General features: G+C 54.9%; 18 protein-coding genes and 3 tRNA genes. 11 read left to right on the plus strand and 10 right to left on the minus strand.

Annotation, left to right across the window (positions count from 1 at the left end):
• Window positions 1-69: 69 nt before the first annotated feature.
• A complete protein-coding gene (gene epmB / locus V2154_RS00445; protein WP_353500627.1) occupies window positions 70-1,098 on the minus strand; it encodes an EF-P beta-lysylation protein EpmB in 1,029 nt (342 codons plus the stop codon).
• A gap of 38 nt (window positions 1,099-1,136) precedes the next feature.
• On the opposite strand from epmB, the gene efp reads away from it, so the two are divergent.
• The 3 genes from efp to V2154_RS00460 all read left to right on the plus strand — a co-directional run bounded on the left by efp (window position 1,137) and on the right by V2154_RS00460 (window position 2,198).
• Window positions 1,137-1,703: an elongation factor P gene (gene efp / locus V2154_RS00450; RefSeq protein ID WP_034795106.1), complete on the plus strand. Its 567-nt coding sequence runs from the start codon at window positions 1,137-1,139 to the stop codon at window positions 1,701-1,703.
• A gap of 93 nt (window positions 1,704-1,796) precedes the next feature.
• The gene (locus tag V2154_RS00455) at window positions 1,797-1,925 is read left to right on the plus strand and encodes an entericidin A/B family lipoprotein (RefSeq protein ID WP_034795109.1); all 129 of its coding nucleotides are present in this window, start codon (window positions 1,797-1,799) and stop codon (window positions 1,923-1,925) included.
• A 138-nt stretch (window positions 1,926-2,063) separates the two neighbouring features.
• Window positions 2,064-2,198, plus strand: coding sequence for an entericidin A/B family lipoprotein (locus tag V2154_RS00460; RefSeq protein ID WP_353500628.1), 135 nt, complete (start codon window positions 2,064-2,066; stop codon window positions 2,196-2,198).
• Window positions 2,199-2,267: 69 nt separating this feature from the next.
• On the opposite strand, the gene blc is transcribed toward V2154_RS00460, so the two are convergent.
• The 5 genes from blc to frdA form a co-directional block, all read right to left on the minus strand.
• A complete protein-coding gene (blc, locus tag V2154_RS00465) occupies window positions 2,268-2,792 on the minus strand; it encodes an outer membrane lipoprotein Blc (RefSeq protein ID WP_353500629.1) in 525 nt (174 codons plus the stop codon).
• Window positions 2,793-2,909: 117 nt separating this feature from the next.
• A complete protein-coding gene (frdD, locus tag V2154_RS00470; protein WP_396132800.1) occupies window positions 2,910-3,269 on the minus strand; it encodes a fumarate reductase subunit FrdD in 360 nt (119 codons plus the stop codon).
• 12 nt (window positions 3,270-3,281) lie between these two features.
• On the minus strand, window positions 3,282-3,686 hold the full coding sequence (gene frdC / locus V2154_RS00475; protein ID WP_353500631.1) for a fumarate reductase subunit FrdC: 405 nt from the start codon (window positions 3,684-3,686) through the stop codon (window positions 3,282-3,284).
• Between the two features lie 11 nt (window positions 3,687-3,697).
• On the minus strand, window positions 3,698-4,432 hold the full coding sequence (locus tag V2154_RS00480; RefSeq protein WP_353500632.1) for a succinate dehydrogenase/fumarate reductase iron-sulfur subunit: 735 nt from the start codon (window positions 4,430-4,432) through the stop codon (window positions 3,698-3,700).
• Window positions 4,425-6,224 (minus strand): fumarate reductase (quinol) flavoprotein subunit, encoded by a 1,800-nt coding sequence (frdA, locus tag V2154_RS00485; RefSeq protein WP_353500633.1) that lies wholly within the window; start codon window positions 6,222-6,224, stop codon window positions 4,425-4,427. Before frdA ends, V2154_RS00480 begins: the two co-directional genes overlap by 8 nt.
• Window positions 6,225-6,516: 292 nt before the next feature.
• On the opposite strand from frdA, the gene epmA reads away from it, so the two are divergent.
• Window positions 6,517-7,494: an elongation factor P--(R)-beta-lysine ligase gene (gene epmA, locus V2154_RS00490; protein ID WP_353500634.1), complete on the plus strand. Its 978-nt coding sequence runs from the start codon at window positions 6,517-6,519 to the stop codon at window positions 7,492-7,494.
• A 79-nt stretch (window positions 7,495-7,573) separates the two neighbouring features.
• Here epmA and mscM read toward each other — a convergent pair whose 3' ends face one another.
• From mscM to rsgA, 3 genes are all read right to left on the minus strand, one after another.
• Entirely contained in the window at window positions 7,574-10,936 is a 3,363-nt protein-coding gene (gene mscM, locus V2154_RS00495; RefSeq protein WP_353500635.1) for a miniconductance mechanosensitive channel MscM, read from the minus strand.
• 36 nt (window positions 10,937-10,972) lie between these two features.
• Window positions 10,973-12,007 (minus strand): archaetidylserine decarboxylase, encoded by a 1,035-nt coding sequence (asd, locus tag V2154_RS00500; protein WP_353503876.1) that lies wholly within the window; start codon window positions 12,005-12,007, stop codon window positions 10,973-10,975.
• Between the two features lie 264 nt (window positions 12,008-12,271).
• Window positions 12,272-13,309, minus strand: coding sequence for a small ribosomal subunit biogenesis GTPase RsgA (gene rsgA / locus V2154_RS00505; RefSeq protein WP_353500636.1), 1,038 nt, complete (start codon window positions 13,307-13,309; stop codon window positions 12,272-12,274).
• A gap of 169 nt (window positions 13,310-13,478) precedes the next feature.
• On the opposite strand from rsgA, the gene orn reads away from it, so the two are divergent.
• The 4 genes from orn to V2154_RS00525 all read left to right on the plus strand — a co-directional run bounded on the left by orn (window position 13,479) and on the right by V2154_RS00525 (window position 14,602).
• A complete protein-coding gene (gene orn, locus V2154_RS00510; protein WP_034795138.1) occupies window positions 13,479-14,024 on the plus strand; it encodes an oligoribonuclease in 546 nt (181 codons plus the stop codon).
• Window positions 14,025-14,251: 227 nt separating this feature from the next.
• Window positions 14,252-14,327, plus strand: a tRNA-Gly gene (locus V2154_RS00515).
• Window positions 14,328-14,372: 45 nt separating this feature from the next.
• Window positions 14,373-14,448: transfer RNA gene (locus V2154_RS00520), tRNA-Gly, on the plus strand.
• Between the two features lie 78 nt (window positions 14,449-14,526).
• A tRNA-Gly gene (locus V2154_RS00525) sits at window positions 14,527-14,602 on the plus strand.
• A gap of 301 nt (window positions 14,603-14,903) precedes the next feature.
• On the opposite strand, the gene queG is transcribed toward V2154_RS00525, so the two are convergent.
• A complete protein-coding gene (gene queG / locus V2154_RS00530) occupies window positions 14,904-16,091 on the minus strand; it encodes a tRNA epoxyqueuosine(34) reductase QueG (protein WP_353500637.1) in 1,188 nt (395 codons plus the stop codon).
• Here queG and nnr point away from each other — a divergent pair.
• From nnr to amiB, 3 genes are read left to right on the plus strand one after another with little or no spacing between them, the layout of a single operon-like run.
• Window positions 16,090-17,604 (plus strand): bifunctional ADP-dependent NAD(P)H-hydrate dehydratase/NAD(P)H-hydrate epimerase, encoded by a 1,515-nt coding sequence (gene nnr / locus V2154_RS00535; protein ID WP_353500638.1) that lies wholly within the window; start codon window positions 16,090-16,092, stop codon window positions 17,602-17,604. The two genes, queG and nnr, sit on opposite strands and share 2 nt — an antisense overlap.
• Before the next feature lie 10 nt (window positions 17,605-17,614).
• On the plus strand, window positions 17,615-18,082 hold the full coding sequence (gene tsaE, locus V2154_RS00540; RefSeq protein ID WP_353500639.1) for a tRNA (adenosine(37)-N6)-threonylcarbamoyltransferase complex ATPase subunit type 1 TsaE: 468 nt from the start codon (window positions 17,615-17,617) through the stop codon (window positions 18,080-18,082).
• A gap of 7 nt (window positions 18,083-18,089) precedes the next feature.
• Entirely contained in the window at window positions 18,090-19,853 is a 1,764-nt protein-coding gene (amiB, locus tag V2154_RS00545) for an N-acetylmuramoyl-L-alanine amidase AmiB (RefSeq protein ID WP_353500640.1), read from the plus strand.
• The last annotated feature ends 33 nt before the right edge of the window (window positions 19,854-19,886 follow it).

The following is a 19,886-nucleotide window of genomic DNA, read 5'->3' on the forward strand; positions in this document are numbered from 1 at the left end:
AGAAATTGCATAAAAAGGGATGCCTATGATGGGCATCCCTTTTTGATTGAGCAGGTCTGTCAGAAGAAATCAGGACTGTTTGAGGCGTAGGTCTAAGATGGTTTTGCTCGGCTCACCGCCAATTTCGCGGGTCAGCTTCGGCACCATATAGCCCGATACCTTGCTCATCAGCCCTTTCATGATGACGCGTGCTTCATCGTCATCCACCATGAAATGCGCCGCGCCCTGAACCTTATCCAGCACGTGGATGTAGTAGGGCATGATACCGCTGTCGAACAGCGCGTTGCTCAACGCTGCCAGCGTATCAGCACAATCATTGACGCCACGCAGCAGCACGCTTTGGTTAAGCAGGGTCACGCCGGCTTTTTTCAGCTCGGCAATGCCAGCGCGGAACTCGTCATCAATCTCATTAGCGTGATTGATGTGCGTCACCATCAGCACTTGCAGGCGCGATTCGCTCAGGCGCTGGCACAATCTTGGCGTGATGCGCGCAGGGATAACCACCGGCAAACGAGTGTGAATTCGCAGGCGTTTAATGTGGCCAATGGCTTCCAGTTCTGTGATCAACCAGTCAAGTTCGTGATCTTTTGCCATCAAAGGATCACCACCCGAGAAAATAATTTCATCGAGTTCAGGGTGTGAGCGGATATAATCCAGCGCCTGAACCCAGTTGGCTTTATTTCCCTGGTTTTCCTGATAAGGAAAATGGCGGCGGAAGCAGTAGCGGCAATTCACCGCGCAACCGCCTTTCACCAGCAATAGCGCGCGGTTACTGTACTTGTGCAATAGCCCTGGGACGACACTACGTTGTTCATCCAGAGGGTCCGTGGTGAAGCCCGGCGCGGCGATAAACTCTTCGCGCGCGGTCAGTACCTGCAGCAGTAAAGGATCGTGCGGATCGCCCGGTTGCATGCGTGCAACAAAGGCGCGCGGAACGCGTAGCGGGAACAAACGACGGGCTTCATGCCCTGTTTGCAGTTCTGCATTATTGTTAAGTGCCAGAAGAGTAAGCAGTTCATCCGGGTCTGTAATAACATCGCCGAGTTGATGCAACCAATCTTCTCTAAATGGCGCGTTTAGGGTTACAATGTTTGCCATTTTTTTGGCTAATACCAGTTTAAAATTAGAGGGCCATTATGGCGACTTATTCTAGCAACGATTTCCGTCCGGGTCTTAAAATCATGTTCGAAAGCGAACCATACGCGATCGAATCCAGTGAATTCGTAAAACCAGGCAAAGGCCAGGCTTTCGCACGCGTTAAAATGCGTCGCCTGCTGACCGGTTCTCGTGTTGAGAAAACCTTCAAATCTACCGACTCTTGCGAAGGTGCAGACGTTGTAGATACCAACATGACTTACCTGTACAACGACGGTGAGTTCTTCCACTTCATGCACCCTGAGACTTTCGAGCAGCACGGTGTTGAAGAGAAAACCGTTGCTGACGCGGCAAAATGGCTGCAAGACAACGCGGAATGTATCGTGACTCTGTGGGACGGTCGTCCTATCGCCGTTCAGCCACCGAACTTCATCGAAGCTGAAATCACTGATACTGACCCAGGTCTGAAAGGTGATACTGCGGGTACCGGCGGTAAGCCTGCGACCCTGAGCACTGGCGCCGTGGTTAAGGTTCCATTATTCGTACAGATTGGCGAAGTTGTCCGCGTTGACACCCGCTCTGGCGAATACGTCTCCCGCGTTAAGTAAGTCGATAGCGACATAACGTTGGCGAAAGCTGCGGCAGGTTAACCCCTGCCGTGACTTTCTTTGCATCAATTGCCTCATTGGATTACGGCTGCAATGTTGAAAAGAATATTGTTTATCGTGGTTTCGGTCATGGCGCTTGGCCTGTTGGCGGGCTGTAATACCGTGCATGGTTTTGGTGAAGATATTCAACATCTGGGTGGCGCTATCTCCCGACACACCTAAAGCTTGCGCGCAGGCTTGTGGCTTTTTAGCCTTAAGTTTCAATCTTTCCGAAAATTTCCCCGCATAATCCCGCATTGTTATTTTTTAACTACACTTAAGTGGTCGTACTTTACATTCTCTTATAGGAAGGAAATTTATATGCTGAAGAAAAGTATTCTCACCCTTTTGTCTGTTTTGGTTCTCTCCAGTGCTCTGACGGCCTGTAACACCACTCGTGGGGTAGGCGAAGATATCTCTGCTGGCGGCCAGGCTATCCAAAAAAGCACGCAGTAACCTCGCGTAGCGCTTCCTAATGCAGTTTGCAGATACTGCCTGCATCTCATGAGCAGGCAGTATTCTCTCTTAAGGCTGATTCACCCAAACAAGCTGGTGCGTGTCAAAGCCATATTCCTGAGCGGTATTGAGCAGTTTCTCCCTGACGCCATCACTCAGCTGCGGCGTGCGTGACAAGATCCACAGATAGCTCTTATTCGGGCCGCAGACCAGCGCGTACTGGTAATCTTTATCCAGCTCAATCACGTTGTAACCGCCATAGAACGGGCCGAAGAAGGAGACTTTAAGCGCCGCGCGTGAGGTTGGCCCGGTGAAATAGCCTTTGCCTTCACTCTGCTGCCACTTCTGCTTTTTAATGTTATAGCCGCGATTAATTACCTTCACGCCGCCATCGTCACGCAGGCTGTAATTCGCCGTGACCTGCTCCAAACCACTTTCAAAACTGTGGTCCAACCGGGCAATTTCGTACCAGGTCCCCAAATAACGCGTTAACTCGAAATTGTTGACCACTTTGACGTCGGCGGGCGGCGTCACGCTACAGGCAACCGACATGACTGCCGTTGCTAACACGCTCAATTTTGACCAGATTTTCATAAACCTACTTTCCTTAGATGCCTGTGCTAAGTGTAGGTAGAAATGCGAGAAAGGGATAATGCTTCGAGAGGATAAACGGCCCGAAAGGCGGGCCGTGAAGAGGAAAACCTAATAAGATCAGAGTCGAATCAGCACGATCAGCGTCACAATGCTCAGAATGGTCGCCAGACCGTAAAAAATCCATTTCCCGGCAGGGATGTGAATTTTTAGATCATGCATCGCGTGGTGGATCCGGTGCAAGCCGCACCACAGCGGCAGAACGATCATCAGCAGCAGGAACAGACGGCCGATCCAGCTTTGCGCGAAGGCGAGGACGCGCGGATAGCTCAGCGCGTCGCCGGGGAAAAAGCCTAAAGGCAGCAGGAAGCACACCAATAGGATCATCACCGGCGCAAAAATCGCGCTCCACATACCGCCCGCGCCGAACAGCCCCCAAAAGACCGGCTCGTCAGAACGTTTTGGCAGAGTTTTATTCATCATCTCCTCCCATTAATAAAGTAGCGCGAGGGTCAAAATCACCACTGTCGCGATGCCGGTGATAGCCCAAAAAGCCCCAATAATCGGCTCTGGTCCCATCTTCTGGTTTTTGACGATAATAATTGACGCTTTGGGCGCTAATTCGAACCAGGTTTTGGTGTGCAAAAGCGCCGCGAGCAGGGCAATCAGGTTAATCAGCAGTACCACCGGATGTTGCAGGAAAGCCACATAGGTCGCCCAGCTCTCTGCGCCGTGCTTCAATGAGAAAACCCCCGCCAGCAGCAGCAGGCTAAACCAAACGGCAGGCACCGCCGTCCCTTCGCGCAGCATATAGAAACGGTAAAACCCTGACTTTTGCCACCAGTTAGCTTTCATCTCTGGCGTGTAAGGCTTTCTTTTACTTGGCGTATTCAGCATATTTTGTTCCCTCATTGCGGTCTGAGCCTCGCAATCATGAAGTCCTTCGAGCTTTCCACTTTGCCCTGTTGGATAGCCGCGGCGGGGTCGACATGTTTCGGGCAGACTTCCGAGCAATAGCCGACAAAGGTACAGCTCCAGACGCCGTTTTGGCCGTTGAGCTGCGGCATTCGCTGCGCCTTGCCGTGGTCGCGATTGTCCAGATTGTAGCGATGCGCCAGCGTGATCGCCGCCGGGCCGATGAACTCAGGGTTGAGGCCAAACTGCGGGCAGGCGGCATAGCACAGGCCACAGTTGATGCAGCCGGAGAACTGGTGATATTTCTCCATCTGGGCCGGCGTTTGGTTGCCCGGACCTTGGCTGGCGTCGCGCGAATTGCCGATGATATAGGGCTTGATGGCTTCCAGACTTTCGATGAAATGGGTCATGTCGACCACCAAATCGCGCTCGATCGGGAAGTTGCCCAAGGCGGCAATTTGCATGCCTTCCGGGTATTCGCGCAGGAAGGTTTTACAGGCCAGCTTGGGCACCCGATTGACCATCATGCCGCACGAGCCGCAGATAGCCATGCGGCACGACCAGCGATAGGAGAGGTCGGCTGCGAGGTGATCTTTAATGTAGCCGAGGGCATCCAGCAGCGAGGTGGTTTCATCGAAAGGCACGTCATAAATCACCGGATGCGGCGCGCTGTCGGTTTCCGGGTTATAACGCATGATCTCAACCTTGCGGCTTTTCATTTCAGCCATGGGATTGCTCCTTATCTTTTTTATCCTGAGCGTCTGACTCACCGCCGTAAACGCGCTTGGCCGGTGGCAGCGTGGTGATTTTCACATCGCCGTACTCAAGACGCGGCGCGGCGTCCGGCTGATAAAAGGCCAGCGTATGTTTGAGGAAGTTTTCGTCGTCGCGCTGGGTGCAGCCTTCATCAAGGCGCTGATGCGCGCCGCGCGACTCTTTGCGGTGGAAAGCCGAGTGCGCCATACATTCCGCCACGTCCAAGCCATAGCCCAGCTCCAGCGTGTAGAGTAGGTCAGTGTTGAACACGCTTGAGGTGTCTTTGATTTTTATCCGTTTGTAGCGCTGTTTTAACTCGGCCAGCTTATCGATGGTTTTCTGCATTAATTCCGGCGTGCGGTAGATGCCGCAGCCTTCTTCCATCGACATGCCCATTTCGTCGCGGATCGTCGCCCAGCTTTCATCGCCTTCCTGCGCCATCAGCGCCTGTAGGCGTTTTTCGATGTCAGCCACCTGTGCATCCAGCGCGGCGCTGTTGGCGATAGAAACGGACTCCGTGGCGCGCAGCGCGGCTTGTTCCCCCGCCATGCGGCCAAATACCACCAGTTCCGCCAGAGAGTTAGAGCCGAGGCGGTTGGCGCCGTGCAGGCCGACCGACGAGCATTCGCCGACGGCAAACAGCCCTTTGATGCGGGTTTCGCACTGGGCGTTGGTTTCAATGCCGCCCATGGTGTAGTGCGCGGTCGGGCGAACCGGGATGGGTTCGTTGATCGGGTCGACGCCGACATAGGCTTTGGCTAATTCACAGATAAACGGCAGGCGTTCGCGCAGTTTCTTTTCGCCCAGATGGCGCAGGTCGAGATAAACCACGTCTCCGCGCGGCGTGGACTCGGTTCTTCCTGCTCGCCATTCGTGCCAGAAGGCCTGAGACACCTTGTCGCGCGGGCCGAGTTCCATATATTTGTTCTTCGGCTCGCCGAGTGGCGTTTCCGGCCCCATGCCGTAGTCCTGCAAGTAGCGGTAGCCCTCTTTGTTGATAAGAATGCCGCCTTCGCCGCGACAGCCTTCGGTCATCAAAATGCCGGAGCCGGGCAGGCCGGTCGGGTGATACTGCACAAACTCCATGTCGCGCAGCGGGATGCCGTGGCGCAGCGCCATGCCCATGCCATCGCCGGTCACAATGCCGCCGTTGGTGTTATAGCGGTATACGCGGCCCGCGCCGCCGGTGGCCATCACCACCGCGTTGGCGCGAATTTGCACCTTTTGGCCTTCCATCATGTTGATAGCGACCACGCCGTGTACCCGGCCATCGTCGACCAAGATGTCGAGGACGAAATGTTCGTCGAATCGTTTGATTTGTGGATATTTGAGGGAGGTTTGGAACAGAGTGTGGAGGATATGGAAACCGGTTTTATCAGCAGCGAACCAGGTGCGTTCTATTTTCATTCCGCCGAAGCGCCGCACGTTGATAGAGCCATCGTCTTTGCGACTCCACGGGCAACCCCAAATTTCGAGCTGGGCCATCTCCTCTGGGCATTGGTGGACGAAGTGGTCAACGACGTCTTGCTCACACAGCCAGTCACCCCCGGAAACGGTATCCTGAAAGTGATAGGCAAAGCTGTCATGATCCTGAGTTACGGCGGCGGAGCCCCCTTCGGCAGCCACTGTGTGGCTTCGCATTGGATAAACTTTCGATATCAGCGCAATGTTGAGGCTGGGATTGGCTTCTGCTGCAGCTATGGCCGCGCGTAAACCCGCGCCACCTGCACCTACTATTACAATGTCGGCGTTAAAGGTTTGCACTGCATTCCTCCACTATCATCATGTGTCAGGCGTCTTAGCCTGTTGAAAAGCCAACATTAATGATGGCCTTGTTGACTCTGATGGCATGCAGGCTCTGGCTCAGAGCTATATATTCTTATTATTTGTGTGGGTTTAATTATACCTAAAGAGGAGTAGCTGAAATTTGATGTGAACGCTGATTTTTGGCTTTCTATAACTTCTGTTGCTGTTTTATGACACAGAATGAGATATTTGTTTGCCTCTGTGTATACGGGTAGACTGCACCCCCTTTTGAACTTCGGAGTTAAGCACCATGAGCGAAACAGCAAGCTGGCAACCCAGTGCTCCTATCGCCAATTTGTTGAAGCGCGCGGCAATCATTGCCGAGATTCGACGTTTTTTCGCTGATCGTGGCGTATTAGAAGTAGAAACCCCGGCGATGAGCCAGGCGACGGTCACGGATATTCATCTGGTGCCTTTCGAGACGCGCTTTGTTGGCCCTGGCGCGGCCGATGGCATGACGCTCTATTTGATGACCAGCCCGGAATATCACATGAAGCGCCTGCTGGCGGCGGGCAGTGGCCCGATCTATCAGATGGGCAAGAGCTTCCGCAACGAGGAAGCCGGGCGTCATCATAACCCCGAGTTCACCATGCTGGAGTGGTATCGCCCGCGCTATGACATGTATCGCCTGATGAACGAGGTTGATGACCTGTTGCAGCAGGTGCTGGACTGCGAGTCGGCTGAGACACTCTCCTATCAGCAGGCTTTCACCCGCCATTTGGACGTCGACCCGCTGTCGGCCGACAAGGCCCAACTGCGTGAAGCGGCGGCGAAACTGGATTTATCCAACATTGCCGATACCGAAGAAGACCGCGACACCTTGCTACAGCTGCTGTTCACCATGGGCGTGGAGCCGCACATTGGCCGCGACAAGCCGACCTTTGTCTATCACTTCCCGGCGACGCAGGCCTCTCTGGCAGAGATCAGCACGGAAGATCACCGCGTAGCCGAGCGTTTTGAGGTCTATTACAAAGGCGTGGAGCTGGCGAACGGTTTCCGCGAGTTGACTGACGGACGCGAGCAGCAGCAGCGATTCGAGCAGGATAATCGCAAACGCGCGGCCCGTGGCCTGCCGGTGCAGCCTATCGACCATAATCTGTTGGGAGCGTTGCAGCACGGCATGCCTGAGTGCTCTGGCGTGGCCCTGGGCGTTGACCGTTTGATCATGATTGCACTTGGCGCGGATAGCCTGAGTGAAATTTTGGCCTTCCCGGTGATGAGAGCCTAAAACGGCGATCCTTCCCGATAGGCAATAAAAAAGGCCAGCAATGCAGATTGCTGGCCTTTTTCGTGGCATCAAGACGGGCTTACAAATCGCCCGGCGAGCGTGAACTGTTGCTGGTCATCGAGTTGCCGCTCGAGGTGGTGAAAGTGGCATTACTGCCATTTTGCGCCCGACGCAACGTCTCCATCCGCACTTGGAAAGGTGGGAATGGCAGAATGATGCCGTGCTCGTGGAAGCCAGCGAGAATCAGCTGGTGGATCTCATGGCGCAGCGGCATACGGTGGGCCATTTCAGCGGCGTGCATACGCAGCTCGAAAATCTGAATCCCCTGTTGCAAATCAACCAGATAGACTTCTGGCGCTGGGTTATCCAGTACCAGCTGGCAGCGATGCGCGGCGTTGAGCAAGATCTCAGTGACTTCCGCACTGTTGGCTTCCGCCGGTGCCGGAACGGTCAGCACCACGCGGGTAACAGAGTCAGACAGCGACCAGTTGATGAACTGCTCGGTGATAAAGGCTTTGTTAGGCACGATGATCTCTTTACGGTCCCAGTCCGCGATGGTGGTCGCGCGAGTGTTGATCTTAGTGATGCTGCCCGTCAGGTTACGGATGGTGACGGTGTCGCCGATGCGGATCGGTTTCTCAAACAAGATGATCAGGCCAGAGATGAAGTTGGCGAAGATCTCTTGTAGACCAAAGCCCAAACCCACACCCAGCGCGGCGATCAACCACTGGAGCTTGGCCCACTCGATCCCGAGTAGGGAGAAGGCGCTGACGCCACCGATGATCAGCAGCACGTACTTGGTGATGGTCAGGATGGCGTAGCCAGTGCCCGGCGTGAGATCCAAGTGTTGCAGCAGCGCCAACTCGAGCAGGGCCGGTAAGTTACGCACCAACTGGGTGGTAATGATCAGCACCAGAATGGCGATCAGCACTGCGCCGAGGGTGATCGGCTGCATGCTCTCAACCCCTTGCACCACCGAGGAGACTTGCCACAGGTGGATGTTTTCCAGGAAGGAGAACGCCGAGTGGATTTCCGACCAGAGGAAGATCACCAGCACAAAGGCAATCATGGTCAGGATCGAACGCACCAGACGCAGCGACTGGGCGCTGATCGCATCCAGATCCACCACCGGCTCCTCGATCTCAATTGCCCCTTCATTGCTCGACTGCTGCGACTCTTCTTCCCCACGGGCGCGCTGGCTTAGCATCTCAGCGCGGCGCTGCTTGGCGCGTTCAAAGGCGATGCGTCGGCGCTGGATAAGCATCCAGCGGCGGATAATATGGTAAATCACCAGCAGCACGAACCAGATAGCCACCGAGGTTTCAAGCCTTGCCAGCAGCGCCTGCGCCGTCGTCAGATAGCCCAGCAGCGAGAACAGGGCGGCAAGCAGCGGCGCGCCCAGCAGCATCCACCACAGGGCATTGTTCACGGCGTTTTCGCCATTGCCTTTCTTGTCCAGATAGAGCGGGATCCCGGCGCGTTTCAGGCTATGGGTCACCAGATACAGGGCCAGACAGAGCAGAACGAAGCACAGGCGGCCAAGGGTATTGGAAAACTCGCGGTCGTTAAGATTGGTGAAGGTTATCTGCGCCATGATCAGCGGCACGATGAGCCAGATGGACATCATGTAATAACGCATTGCTCGCGACACCGCGCGCTGCGACCAGCCAAAGTGAGTAATGAACAAGCCCTGCGGGTGTGCCAAGGCGGCACTGATCATAAAGGCCCACAGGATTGGCAGGGTGGCAGTGACGCCGTCGCCAATCGCCACCGCGATGGGGTAGGGCCAGGCGCTTTGCAGGCCAAAACCCAGCGCCGCCCACAGCACCGGCAGCGGCAGGGCGACCAGAATCGACCAGAAAACGGTGCGCAGCGTCAGCGAGAAGTGGTCTTGGGTCACCTTGCCCACGCGGCTGCTGGCGCGCTCAAGGAACGCGTAGTAGTGGCGGCGCGAGCTAATACTGACGATAACTAGAATCAGCGCGGCAAACAGGGGGATCAGCGTCTCGCGGCTGGTCACCATCATCATAAAGGCGCTGCTCAGCTGGGAGAGGGTATCCAGCGACAGCAGGCGGGTCAGGTCGTGCGCCAGTTGCAGCGGGTAAGCAAAGGTAATGGGGCTGACATCGGCGACCCAAAACAGATAGCGGTGCGCGGCTTCGTGGATATCATTCAGCGCTTCAACCAGCTGGCCGTTTGCCACTTTCAGCTTGGTCAGCTCAAGAATTTGTGAATCACAGCCTGACAGCAGGGAGTTGAGCAGGTCGCGCTGGGTGCGCAGCTGGGCATCCAGAATCTTCTGTTGAGCCGAGGTCAGCTTCGAACCGTCATCCTGTAGCGCCTGACTGAAGCTGGACTGCTTGTCTAACAGGTCTTCGTAGTGCAGACGCTGAACGCGCAGCTCGGCCATATCGCGGTCAAGTTGCTGAGGTTTTGGCATTTCAGGCAGCTTGGCGACCTGCGCCCGCAGCGTTTCCCCCAGCAAATTGGATTGCCCAAGCCATTGGGCCTGTTCGCGGATGGTGCTGAGTGCCTGACGCACCTGTAGCGTCTGCGTCGCCGCCTGACGCTGCTGGGATGAAATGAGGTCCATACGCTGAGCTTGCTGGTTGAGCGCCAGCGACAGCTCGCGGTTGGCCTGCAATTGCTTAGTGACGGAGGAAGGCAGCTCGCCGCTCTGCTCGGCCAGCTGTTCGGTTTTCTCCAGCGCCTGCTCGGCTTCGCGCTGGCGCTGGCTGTTGAGATTGTTGCGCAGGGTTTGCAGCTGCTGGTCGAGGCGGTCATGGCGCTTTTTGTATAAATCGGCGCGCATTCTCGACAGCTCTTGGCGGTTATTGGCCGACAGCTGGGCCAGTTCTAACTCGTCCACTTTGGCTTTGCGCGCCGCTGATTCGGCTTGCAGGGCGCTAAGCTGTGCCTGAGCCAGCGACGAAGAGTTGCCGTCGCTGGTCGTGGATTGCAGACGCTGTTCAATGTCGGCCAGCGCGTTGCGGGCTTCAGATTGCTGCTGGGGAATTTGGCTTAATGAGTCGCTGATGTCCCGCGAGCGATCCTGCTCCTGCCTTAGCTGGCGCGCTTCTTCCAAAAGCTGGCTGCTGACCTGCAAAATCTGCTGGTCGAGCTGTGCCGCCGTCATATCGCTGTCGACGGGCAGGGGAGAATCACCCTGAGCCTGCAAATCCTGGCGCAGGCTCTGAGTTAATTTAGGGAAATCATCGATCACTTTCTGGTATTGGTTGGCGCGACCCGTGGAGGCCCGCGCTTCGCTCAACCAGTTAAGGGCATTCTGTAACGCTTCAACAACCTGCGCCTGATTGGCCATTTCCTTATTGGATTCGGCCTGCTTCAGATCTTGTTTGAGCTGATCTTCCGTCGGCGCTGCGGTAGACACTAACGGCAGGGCCAGCAATAAACTCATCAGTAACGCAGGTATCAGGCGCACTCGATATTTCCTTTTAAAATGGGGCTGAGAACGGTGTTAGATCTCTTCCGGCGGCGTGGCAGGTTTGGTGACGCCGGCCTGAGCCATACCCGCTGGTTGAGGTTCTTCACTTTCTGCTACCACTTCTTGGGTCACTTCTTTTTCGACGACCGTGGCTACCACAGCCTCGACGACGGGCGTAGGCTCTGGCTGAGCGGCCGATGTCAGACGCACGCCTTCAGCAAATGCGCCGCCCATGCGGGTCACGGTGCCATTGCTGAGCTGCGGCATGAAGGTGATCTTGCCCGGCGCAAACAGGTTGATCACGGTTGAACCCAGCTTGAAACGGCCCATTTCTTGGCCTTTTTCCAGCGTGATCGCCCCTTCTTCGCCCCCCGCTGGGTAAGTCCAGCGCTTGATGATGCCTTCGCGCGGAGGCGTCACGCAGCCAGCCCACACGGTTTCAATGCTGCCGACGATGGTGGCGCCGACCAGAATCTGCACCATTGGGCCGAATTCAGTATCAAACAGGCAAATCACACGTTCGTTACGTGCAAACAAGTTTGGCACATTGGCGGCGGTGAGGGGGTTTACGGAGAACAAGTCGCCCGGCACGTAAATCATTTCACGCAGGGTACCGTCGCACGGCATATGCACGCGGTGATAGTCGCGCGGGGCCAGATAGATGGTGGCGAAGTGGCCATCTTTGAACTGCTCGGCCAACTGGTAATTGCCTGCTAGCAGAGCTTCCAGAGAGTAGAAATGGCCTTTGGCTTGGAACAGTTTGCCGTCGGTAATGGCGCCCAACTGGCTAACTGCGCCGTCGGCTGGCAGTGCCAGCATATCCAAACCACTGACGACCGGGCGCGCGCCGTCACGCAGCGGGCGAACAAAGAATTCGTTGAAAGTGGCATAGGATTTAAGGTCTGGGTTCTGGGCTTCTTTCATGTCTACTTTGTAGAAACGTGCGAAGCCCTTGATAACCCAATGAGTCAGGGTTGCAGCGCGTTTTTCTGCGCCCCAGCCAGCAAGACGGGTCAGCCCTTGTTTCGGAAGTAAGTATTGAAGTTTGATTTTGATACTGTCCAGCACGGGGAACCTCTTGGGTAATGTCATCGCGCCGATTCATTCGGCACGCAAAAAAATAGGCAGGTTGCTCAAGGTGAGCGGAGTCCGCCAGAGAGCCATAAGCCGCTAATCACGACGATGCGGCAAAGTGCCGCATCAGGTCATGGCGATAACATGTTGATGATGCGACATGTTGATGGCGCGGATTGTAACTAGGGTAAATCATGTCTTCAACACGGCAAGAAGCCGCCAGACACTCAATAGGTTGTTAATTCAACCTGTTACCCATCACAAGGCATCGAAGTTTTTACGCGTTTTTACGTCAGCCATACTTTCCAGAATACGGTGGTAGTTGTCGAAACGCTCTTCGGCAATTTCACCCTTGTCTACGGCGTCGCGAATCGCACAGCCCGGATCGCTGCCGTGTTTGCAGTCGCGGAACTTGCAGTGGCCGATATAAGGGCGGAATTCCACAAAGCCTTGGGTGATCTGCTCTGGGGCCAGATGCCACAGACCAAATTCACGCACGCCCGGGGAGTCGATAACGTCTCCGCCTTTCTGGAAATGGTACAGGCGCGCCGCGGTAGTGGTGTGCTGACCAAGGCCTGAGTTATCAGACACTTCGTTAACCAGAATCTGTTTTTCTTCTGGCTGAAGCAGCGCGTTGAGCAGGCTTGATTTACCCACGCCCGACTGACCGGCAAAGATGCTGATTCGGTCGGTCAGCGCCGTTTCGAAGGCTGGCATGCCTTCACCCGTTTGGCTGGACACTTCAAGCACGCGGTAGTTAATCCGACGATAGATATCCATCATGCTCTGAACAAATTTACGACCTTCATCATCAAGCAGGTCAATTTTATTCAGCACAATCAATGGTTCAACTTCCACCGTTTCACAGGCGACCAGATAACGGTCGATAATGTTTAACGACAGCTCCGGCAGAATGGCGGAGACGATCACAATCTGATCGATGTTGGCAGCAATAGGTTTTACGCCGTCGTAGAAATCAGGACGGGTTAGCACCGAGGTGCGTTCATGCACGGCTTCGACGATGCCTTTAACACTGGTATTCTCGCCAGCGCGCCATACGACGCGGTCGCCAGTTACCAGAGAACGAATGGTACGGCGGATATTGCAGCGATGTTGGCTGCCGTCGGCCGCTTCAACGTCCGCATGCATCCCGAAACGGCTGATCACCACGCCGTCTTGCGGTTCGCCATGCAGGGAGTCGTCCAGCTCTTTCCGTTTGTCGGTCTGATTCAGACGACGCTGGTGGTTAGTCTGTACGCGACGTTGTTGCCCTTTAGACAGTTTTGACTTAGTCACTGCGCCTCACTTGACTGGCTTTAATCGCTCGTTGCGACCAAAACGTCTATGATACCAGCTATTTTGTATTTATTAACCGTTGCTGGCCGGCGGTTACTCGAGGCGTCTCTCATAAACTTCTGATTGTTGGTGTAACAGCACCCGCGTCAGGCAGGTAACAGGAAATAACATGGCAGGAAATGACAGCAACTTAATCTGGATCGATCTGGAAATGACCGGACTTGACCCTGAACGCGATCGCATCATTGAGATAGCAACGCTGGTCACTGACGCGAACCTGAACATTTTGGCCGAAGGTCCCGTCATGGCGGTTCACCAGTCAGATGCCCAACTGGCGCTGATGGACGAGTGGAATGTGCGCACCCACACCGGCAGTGGCCTAGTTGAACGCGTGAAAGCCAGTACCTTTGATGACAACGCCGCGCAGTTGAAGACCATTGAATTCTTGCGCCAGTGGGTGCCAGAGGGTAAATCGCCAATTTGCGGCAACAGCGTGGCGCAGGACAGACGCTTCCTGTTCAAGTACATGCCTGAGCTGGAGTCCTACTTCCACTATCGCTATCTGGATGTCAGCACGCTGAAAGAGCTGGCTCGTCGCTGGAAGCCGGAGATTCTGAGCGGATTTAAAAAGCAAAATACCCATCAGGCGCTGGATGACATCCGTGAGTCGGTGGCTGAGTTAGCCTATTACCGCGAGCACTTCATCCAGAATTAAGATTGTCTGGCTCAGCGGCGCAAATTATTTTTACTTTCGGATTAACAGAGCATTGCGAGAGGTTGGAGAGAATATTGCGCCGTTTTGCCGATTAAATCGCCGGTTTGTTGTTTTAATCGGCACTTAAACAAAAAACGCGATTTTTTGCTTTCAGGGGCTTGCGAGGGAAAGGATTTCTCGTATAATGCGCACCCCGTACCGATGAAGAATTTCGTTGAGTGCGCAGAGCGGGAATAGCTCAGTTGGTAGAGCACGACCTTGCCAAGGTCGGGGTCGCGAGTTCGAGTCTCGTTTCCCGCTCCAAATTTTAAGTTTCAGATTTACCTAGTAAAAGCACCACCATGTGACGCGGGAATAGCTCAGTTGGTAGAGCACGACCTTGCCAAGGTCGGGGTCGCGAGTTCGAGTCTCGTTTCCCGCTCCAAAAAGTTTCATCTCTCAGAAGTAACGCTGTGGTTTTCCAACAAACCAGTTAACAGCGCGATACGTCAAGTATCTCAATGCGGGAATAGCTCAGTTGGTAGAGCACGACCTTGCCAAGGTCGGGGTCGCGAGTTCGAGTCTCGTTTCCCGCTCCAAATTATCCACTTCATATCTAAGCCAGACACCACGCCACTTACAGGCGCGTTACGTCATCACTTTACATCCTTTGTAGTAACTTCTTTAACAGACTTATCCACAGATTTCGTTTGGTTTTCGCACAGTGCGTTTTTCCATCGCTATTTCTTGTTAAAAAATAACTGTTTGATTTTTAACAAAATAAATATATGAGTAAACGTTATGACGATCACTTGCTCTTTTTTTTGCACTTGATTGGCAAAGCATTTTTATTTTTATGCACAGATAAAAACTTCACAATATTACAATTCAAATCCCGCCTTATGCGTCGCGCGGTAAGCCTTTTTCCACCGCCCGAATCAGACGTTTCTTCTGCGAAGATTGCACCTCGACTTGGTTTTCACTCCGTTTTTGCAGCTGCTGCGCGATAGCCCACTCAATGTGCTCATCAAGCAGGCTATTTTCCCCTTGGCGAGATTGCAGGGCCAAAAGCACATTTTCTGCATAAGGCGCATTGCCCAGTGCCACTGAAATGTTGCGTAGCCAACGCAGATGGCCAATGCGCCGGATCGGCGAACCTTCGGTGATGCGCAGAAACTTCTCTTCATTCCAGCCGAACAGGGCGATCAGCTCCGGCGCGTGCAGCGCGGCGCGCGGGCTAAAGTCATCTTCATCAGTCAGTTGCGAGTAGCGATTCCATGGGCAAATCAGCTGGCAGTCATCACAGCCGTAGATGCGGTTGCCCATCAGCGGGCGGAATTCTTCGGGAATGGCGCCTTCGAGTTCGATAGTCAGATAGGAAATGCAGCGGCGGGCGTCCACGGTGTAGGGCGCGACAATCGCCTGCGTCGGGCAAATCGTCATGCAGGCCACGCAGCGCCCACACTGCTCCTCCTGCGGCTTATCCACCGGCAGCGGCAAATCAATCAGCAGTTCGCCGAGGAAGAACCACGATCCGGCTTCACGATTTAATATCAGTGAGTGCTTACCAACCCAGCCAATCCCGGCTTTTTCCGCCAGCGGACGCTCCATGATGGGAGCAGAATCGACAAAAGGCCGAAATGAAATTTGTGTGCCATGCTGATCCGAGCCATCAATCGCCGTCGAATCAGCATGTTCCGTGCAATAGTCTTGGATTTTTTCGCCCAATTTCTTCAGGCGTTGGCGTAAAACCTTGTGATAGTCGCGCCCCAAGGCGTAGCGGCTGACATAGCCCAGCTCGGGGTTATTCAAGGTTTTGGCGAAGGCGGCTTTGGCGGGCAGATAGTTCATGCGCACGCTGATCACCCGCAAGGTGCCGGGCAAAAGCTCGTGCGGACGGGCGCGCAGCATGCCGTGGCGAGCCATCCAATCCATTTCACCGTGGTATTGTTTATCCAACCACGCTTGTAATTTCGGTTCTTCAGCCGATAAATCGGTATCGCAAATACCGACCTGCTGGAAGCCTAGAGATTGGCCCCACTGCTTGATAAGTTGGGCCAGCTGAATGAGATCGAGAGGGAGTGTCATGACTAACCAAAGTGAAAAACGTAACGCGGCGAGTTTACCATATTCTGTCTTTTCCGCAGACTGGCTGCGGCAGGCCGAGTCTCAGGCTGCGCGGGAAACCGGTATCTCTTTGTTTACACTGATGCAACGTGCGGCGTCGTCGGCTTTTTCTCTGGCTCGCGCCGAGTTTCCTGCTGCCAGACACTGGCTGGTGCTGTGTGGGCATGGCAACAACGGCGGGGATGGCTATGAGATCGCCCGGCTTGCCAAGGCGGCGGGTTTACAGGTGACGCTGCTGGCGGTGGACGGCAAAAAGCCGCTGCCTGAAGAAGCTCAGATGGCGCAACAAGGTTGGCAGAAGGCGGGCGGGCACACGCTGAGTGCTGAAGCCAGTTGGCCAGAAGATATTGATTTGATTATTGATGGCCTGCTGGGGACCGGGCTGTCGTCTGCCCCGCGCGCGCCCTATGACGGATTAATCGCCGCTATTAATCAGCACCCTGCGCCGGTGCTGGCGCTGGATATCCCCTCTGGCCTGAACGCCGCCACCGGCGCGGCAGAAGGGGAGACGGTGAATGCCGAGGTGACGATTAGCTTTATCGCCCTGAAGCCGGGCTTATTGACCGGCAAGGCGCGGGACCACGTTGGCAAGCTGCACTGTGACCCCCTCGGGCTGGAAAGCTGGCTGGGCGGCCATCCGCCGGTATTGCAGCGGCTCGACGCAAGCCAGCTTGCTGACTGGTTGCACCCTCGACGCCCCTGTTCGCACAAAGGCGATCACGGCCATTTGCTGGTGGTCGGCGGCGATATTGGCTTTGCCGGGGCCATAAGAATGGCCGCCGAGGCCGCGCTGCGCGTAGGTGCTGGCATGGTGCGAGTACTCACTCACAAACAGCATCTTGGCCCCTTGCTCACCGCCCGACCAGAGCTAATGGTGCAGGAGCTGAATGAAAAATCGCTGGCCGAAGGTCTGGAGTGGGCCGACGTGGTGGTGCTCGGGCCTGGGTTGGGGCAGAACAGCTGGGGCAAAAATGCCTTCAAACAAGTGACGGAAAGCCAAAAAACCGCCTTGTTCGATGCCGATGCGCTTAACTTACTGGCAATCACACCGCAGAAACGGCAAAATCGCGTGTTGACGCCTCATCCCGGCGAAGCCAGCCGTTTGCTCGGATGTTCAGTGAAAGAGATTGAAAGTGACCGCTTACTTGCTGCGCGTAAATTGTCAGAACGCTATGGCGGCGTTGTGGTCTTAAAAGGCGCGGGCAGTTTGATTTCCCAAGACGGCGGGCCATTGGCCTTGGCCGATGTCGGTAACGCGGGTATGGCGACCGGCGGGATGGGTGACGTGCTCTCCGGCATCATTGGCGGCCTGCTGGCACAAAAACTTTCTCTGTATACGGCAACCTGCGCGGGCACGGTGGTTCACGGTGCCGCCGCCGACAGACTGGCTCTTTCGCAAGGAACGCGCGGTATGCTGGCGACAGATCTTTTAACGGTAATTGCCCCGTTAGTTAATCCTGACTTAAAAAAATAGATATTACCTAATGAATCAATTATTTATCTCTCTGCCGGACGAAGCGGCGACGCTGAAATTAGGTGCTACCCTTGCCAATGCGTGCAAGGGTTCCACGGTTATTCACCTGTTTGGTGATTTAGGTGCCGGGAAAACCACCTTTAGCCGGGGGTTCCTGCAAGCCCTTGGTCATCATGGAAATGTTAAAAGCCCAACCTATACTTTGGTGGAGCCTTATCAGCTTGAGCCGATTGCGGTCTACCATTTTGACTTGTATCGTCTGGCTGACCCGGAAGAACTCGAGTTTATGGGGATCCGCGATTACTTCGCGCAAGACGCAATTTGTTTGGTCGAGTGGCCGCAGCAGGGCGCTGGCGTTTTACCTGCCCCAGACATTGAATTAACCCTTGAATATCAGGGTGATCAGCGCAAAGCCACGATTAACGCAGTATCTGATTTAGGTCTGAGTTTATTGCATCTGGTACAACAGCAAGGATGAGCACGCGATGACTCAGAGCCTCAAAACATGCTTCCTCAGGACAACGCTTTTTTTAGCGTCATTAGCGCTTTTTGCTACCGTTTCCCTTTCGCCAGCCTTGGCCGCTGGCATGAAAAACATCAATGTGTCCAATGGGTCAACCCAATCGACCATTACCATCACCTTTGACGGTAAGCCTGATTACGCTTTTTTCCCACTGCATAACCCAGAACGTGTGGTGATAGACGTTAAGCAAAGCGGTGTCATGAAAGGGCTGCCGCTCAACTTTAATGGTCAAAACTTGGTGAAGCGCGTGCGTTCGAGCAATGCACAGGACGCCCAGAGCCAGCGTTTAGTGTTTGAATTAACGCAAAAAGTCCGCACCAATGCCGTCACCCAGCAGAATCAGGTGGTGTTCACCATGACGGCGGCGGGAACGCCAACCAAGCGCGCGGCGCCTATTGATACTGTGACCTCGACGCCTTCGCCAAACAGAGCTCCGGCTCCGACTCCGGCGAACAATGGCGCTAACCCGTTTGATGGCAACAAGCTGACGGCAGTCACCAGCGGCCCGGCATCCGATAATACGCCGACCCCGCGCACGCGCGGCACCACCAGTGATAATCAGGTGATTGTGGCGATTGACGCCGGTCACGGCGGCCAAGATCCAGGCGCCATCGGCAGCAATGGCCTGAAAGAGAAAAACGTCACTATTGCCATTGCGCGCAAGCTTGAAGCCAAGCTCAATGCCGACCCGATGTTCAAACCGGCAATGACCCGCGATGGCGACTACTTCATTTCTGTCATGGGCCGTTCGGACGTGGCGCGTAAAAAAGGCGCTAACGTGCTGGTTTCTATTCACGCGGACGCCGCGCCGAACCGCAGCGCGACAGGGGCATCCGTCTGGGTGCTGTCTAACCGCCGCGCAAATAGCGAAATGGGTAACTGGCTGGAACAGCACGAGAAGCAGTCCGAGCTGTTAGGCGGCGCGGGTGACATGCTGGCAAATACGGCGGCTGACCCTTACTTAAGCCAAGCAGTGCTGGATTTACAGTTCGGCCATTCGCAACGCGTGGGTTATGACGTCGCCTCTAAAGTCTTGCTTCAGCTGCGCCACGTCGGCAAGTTGCACAAAGCCAAGCCAGAGCACGCCAGCCTTGGCGTATTGCGCTCGCCGGATATTCCTTCCCTGCTGGTAGAAACCGGCTTTATCAGTAATGCGAATGAGGAGCGGCTGCTTGGAAGCAGCGCGTATCAGGATAAAATTGCTCAGGCCATCTATTCCGGCCTGCGTAATTACTTCCTGTCGCATCCGTTGCAATCCGGCCCAAAGGTCGAAAACCGACCGTTGCTGGCCTCAGCAACGGCGGTTGATTCAGGCAACAGGGCTGCTAACAGCTCGATGAGCCAGCCTGGCCCAGTTGAAGCCACGGCGGCATCGGCCGGGGCAACGCAGATTCACCAGGTTAAGCGCGGCGAAACCTTAACGGGCATCGCCAATCGCTACGGCACCACGCCGAAAGCCTTGAGTGATATGAACAAATTGAAGAAAGACGGTGTTTGGGTCGGGCAGCGTCTGAAAGTGCCTGCGGGTACCAAGGCGGTTTCGCCAAACAGTACCAAAACCGCTGCCGTTAAGAAAAAAGCGGCAAAGCATAAAGTGACTCGCGGCGATACGCTATCCGCTATAGCATCCAAGTACGGTGTCAGCATGAATGACATCAAAACGGCGAATCACATGAAGTCCGGCGAAGTTCAGCTTGGCCAAACATTAACTATTCCGCAGTCATAACCCGGCCATGCGTCACGGGTTGTAACGTCGCTT

The organism is Ewingella sp. CoE-038-23 (assembly GCF_040419245.1).
In the GTDB taxonomy this organism is placed as follows: domain Bacteria; phylum Pseudomonadota; class Gammaproteobacteria; order Enterobacterales; family Enterobacteriaceae; genus Ewingella; species Ewingella allii.

Excerpts from the sequence above, each read along its gene's own strand:
- epmB (WP_353500627.1), bottom strand. The coding sequence starts at position 1,098 with ATGGCAAACATTGTAACCCTAAACGCGCCATTTAGAGAAGATTGGTTG.
- efp (WP_034795106.1), top strand. The coding sequence starts at position 1,137 with ATGGCGACTTATTCTAGCAACGATTTCCGTCCGGGTCTTAAAATCATG.
- V2154_RS00455 (WP_034795109.1), top strand. The coding sequence starts at position 1,797 with ATGTTGAAAAGAATATTGTTTATCGTGGTTTCGGTCATGGCGCTTGGC.
- V2154_RS00460 (WP_353500628.1), top strand. The coding sequence starts at position 2,064 with ATGCTGAAGAAAAGTATTCTCACCCTTTTGTCTGTTTTGGTTCTCTCC.
- blc (WP_353500629.1), bottom strand. The coding sequence starts at position 2,792 with ATGAAAATCTGGTCAAAATTGAGCGTGTTAGCAACGGCAGTCATGTCG.
- frdD (WP_396132800.1), bottom strand. The coding sequence starts at position 3,269 with ATGAATAAAACTCTGCCAAAACGTTCTGACGAGCCGGTCTTTTGGGGG.
- frdC (WP_353500631.1), bottom strand. The coding sequence starts at position 3,686 with ATGCTGAATACGCCAAGTAAAAGAAAGCCTTACACGCCAGAGATGAAA.
- V2154_RS00480 (WP_353500632.1), bottom strand. The coding sequence starts at position 4,432 with ATGGCTGAAATGAAAAGCCGCAAGGTTGAGATCATGCGTTATAACCCG.
- epmA (WP_353500634.1), top strand. The coding sequence starts at position 6,517 with ATGAGCGAAACAGCAAGCTGGCAACCCAGTGCTCCTATCGCCAATTTG.
- orn (WP_034795138.1), top strand. The coding sequence starts at position 13,479 with ATGGCAGGAAATGACAGCAACTTAATCTGGATCGATCTGGAAATGACC.
- nnr (WP_353500638.1), top strand. The coding sequence starts at position 16,090 with ATGACTAACCAAAGTGAAAAACGTAACGCGGCGAGTTTACCATATTCT.
- queG (WP_353500637.1), bottom strand. The coding sequence starts at position 16,091 with ATGACACTCCCTCTCGATCTCATTCAGCTGGCCCAACTTATCAAGCAG.
- tsaE (WP_353500639.1), top strand. The coding sequence starts at position 17,615 with ATGAATCAATTATTTATCTCTCTGCCGGACGAAGCGGCGACGCTGAAA.
- amiB (WP_353500640.1), top strand. The coding sequence starts at position 18,090 with ATGACTCAGAGCCTCAAAACATGCTTCCTCAGGACAACGCTTTTTTTA.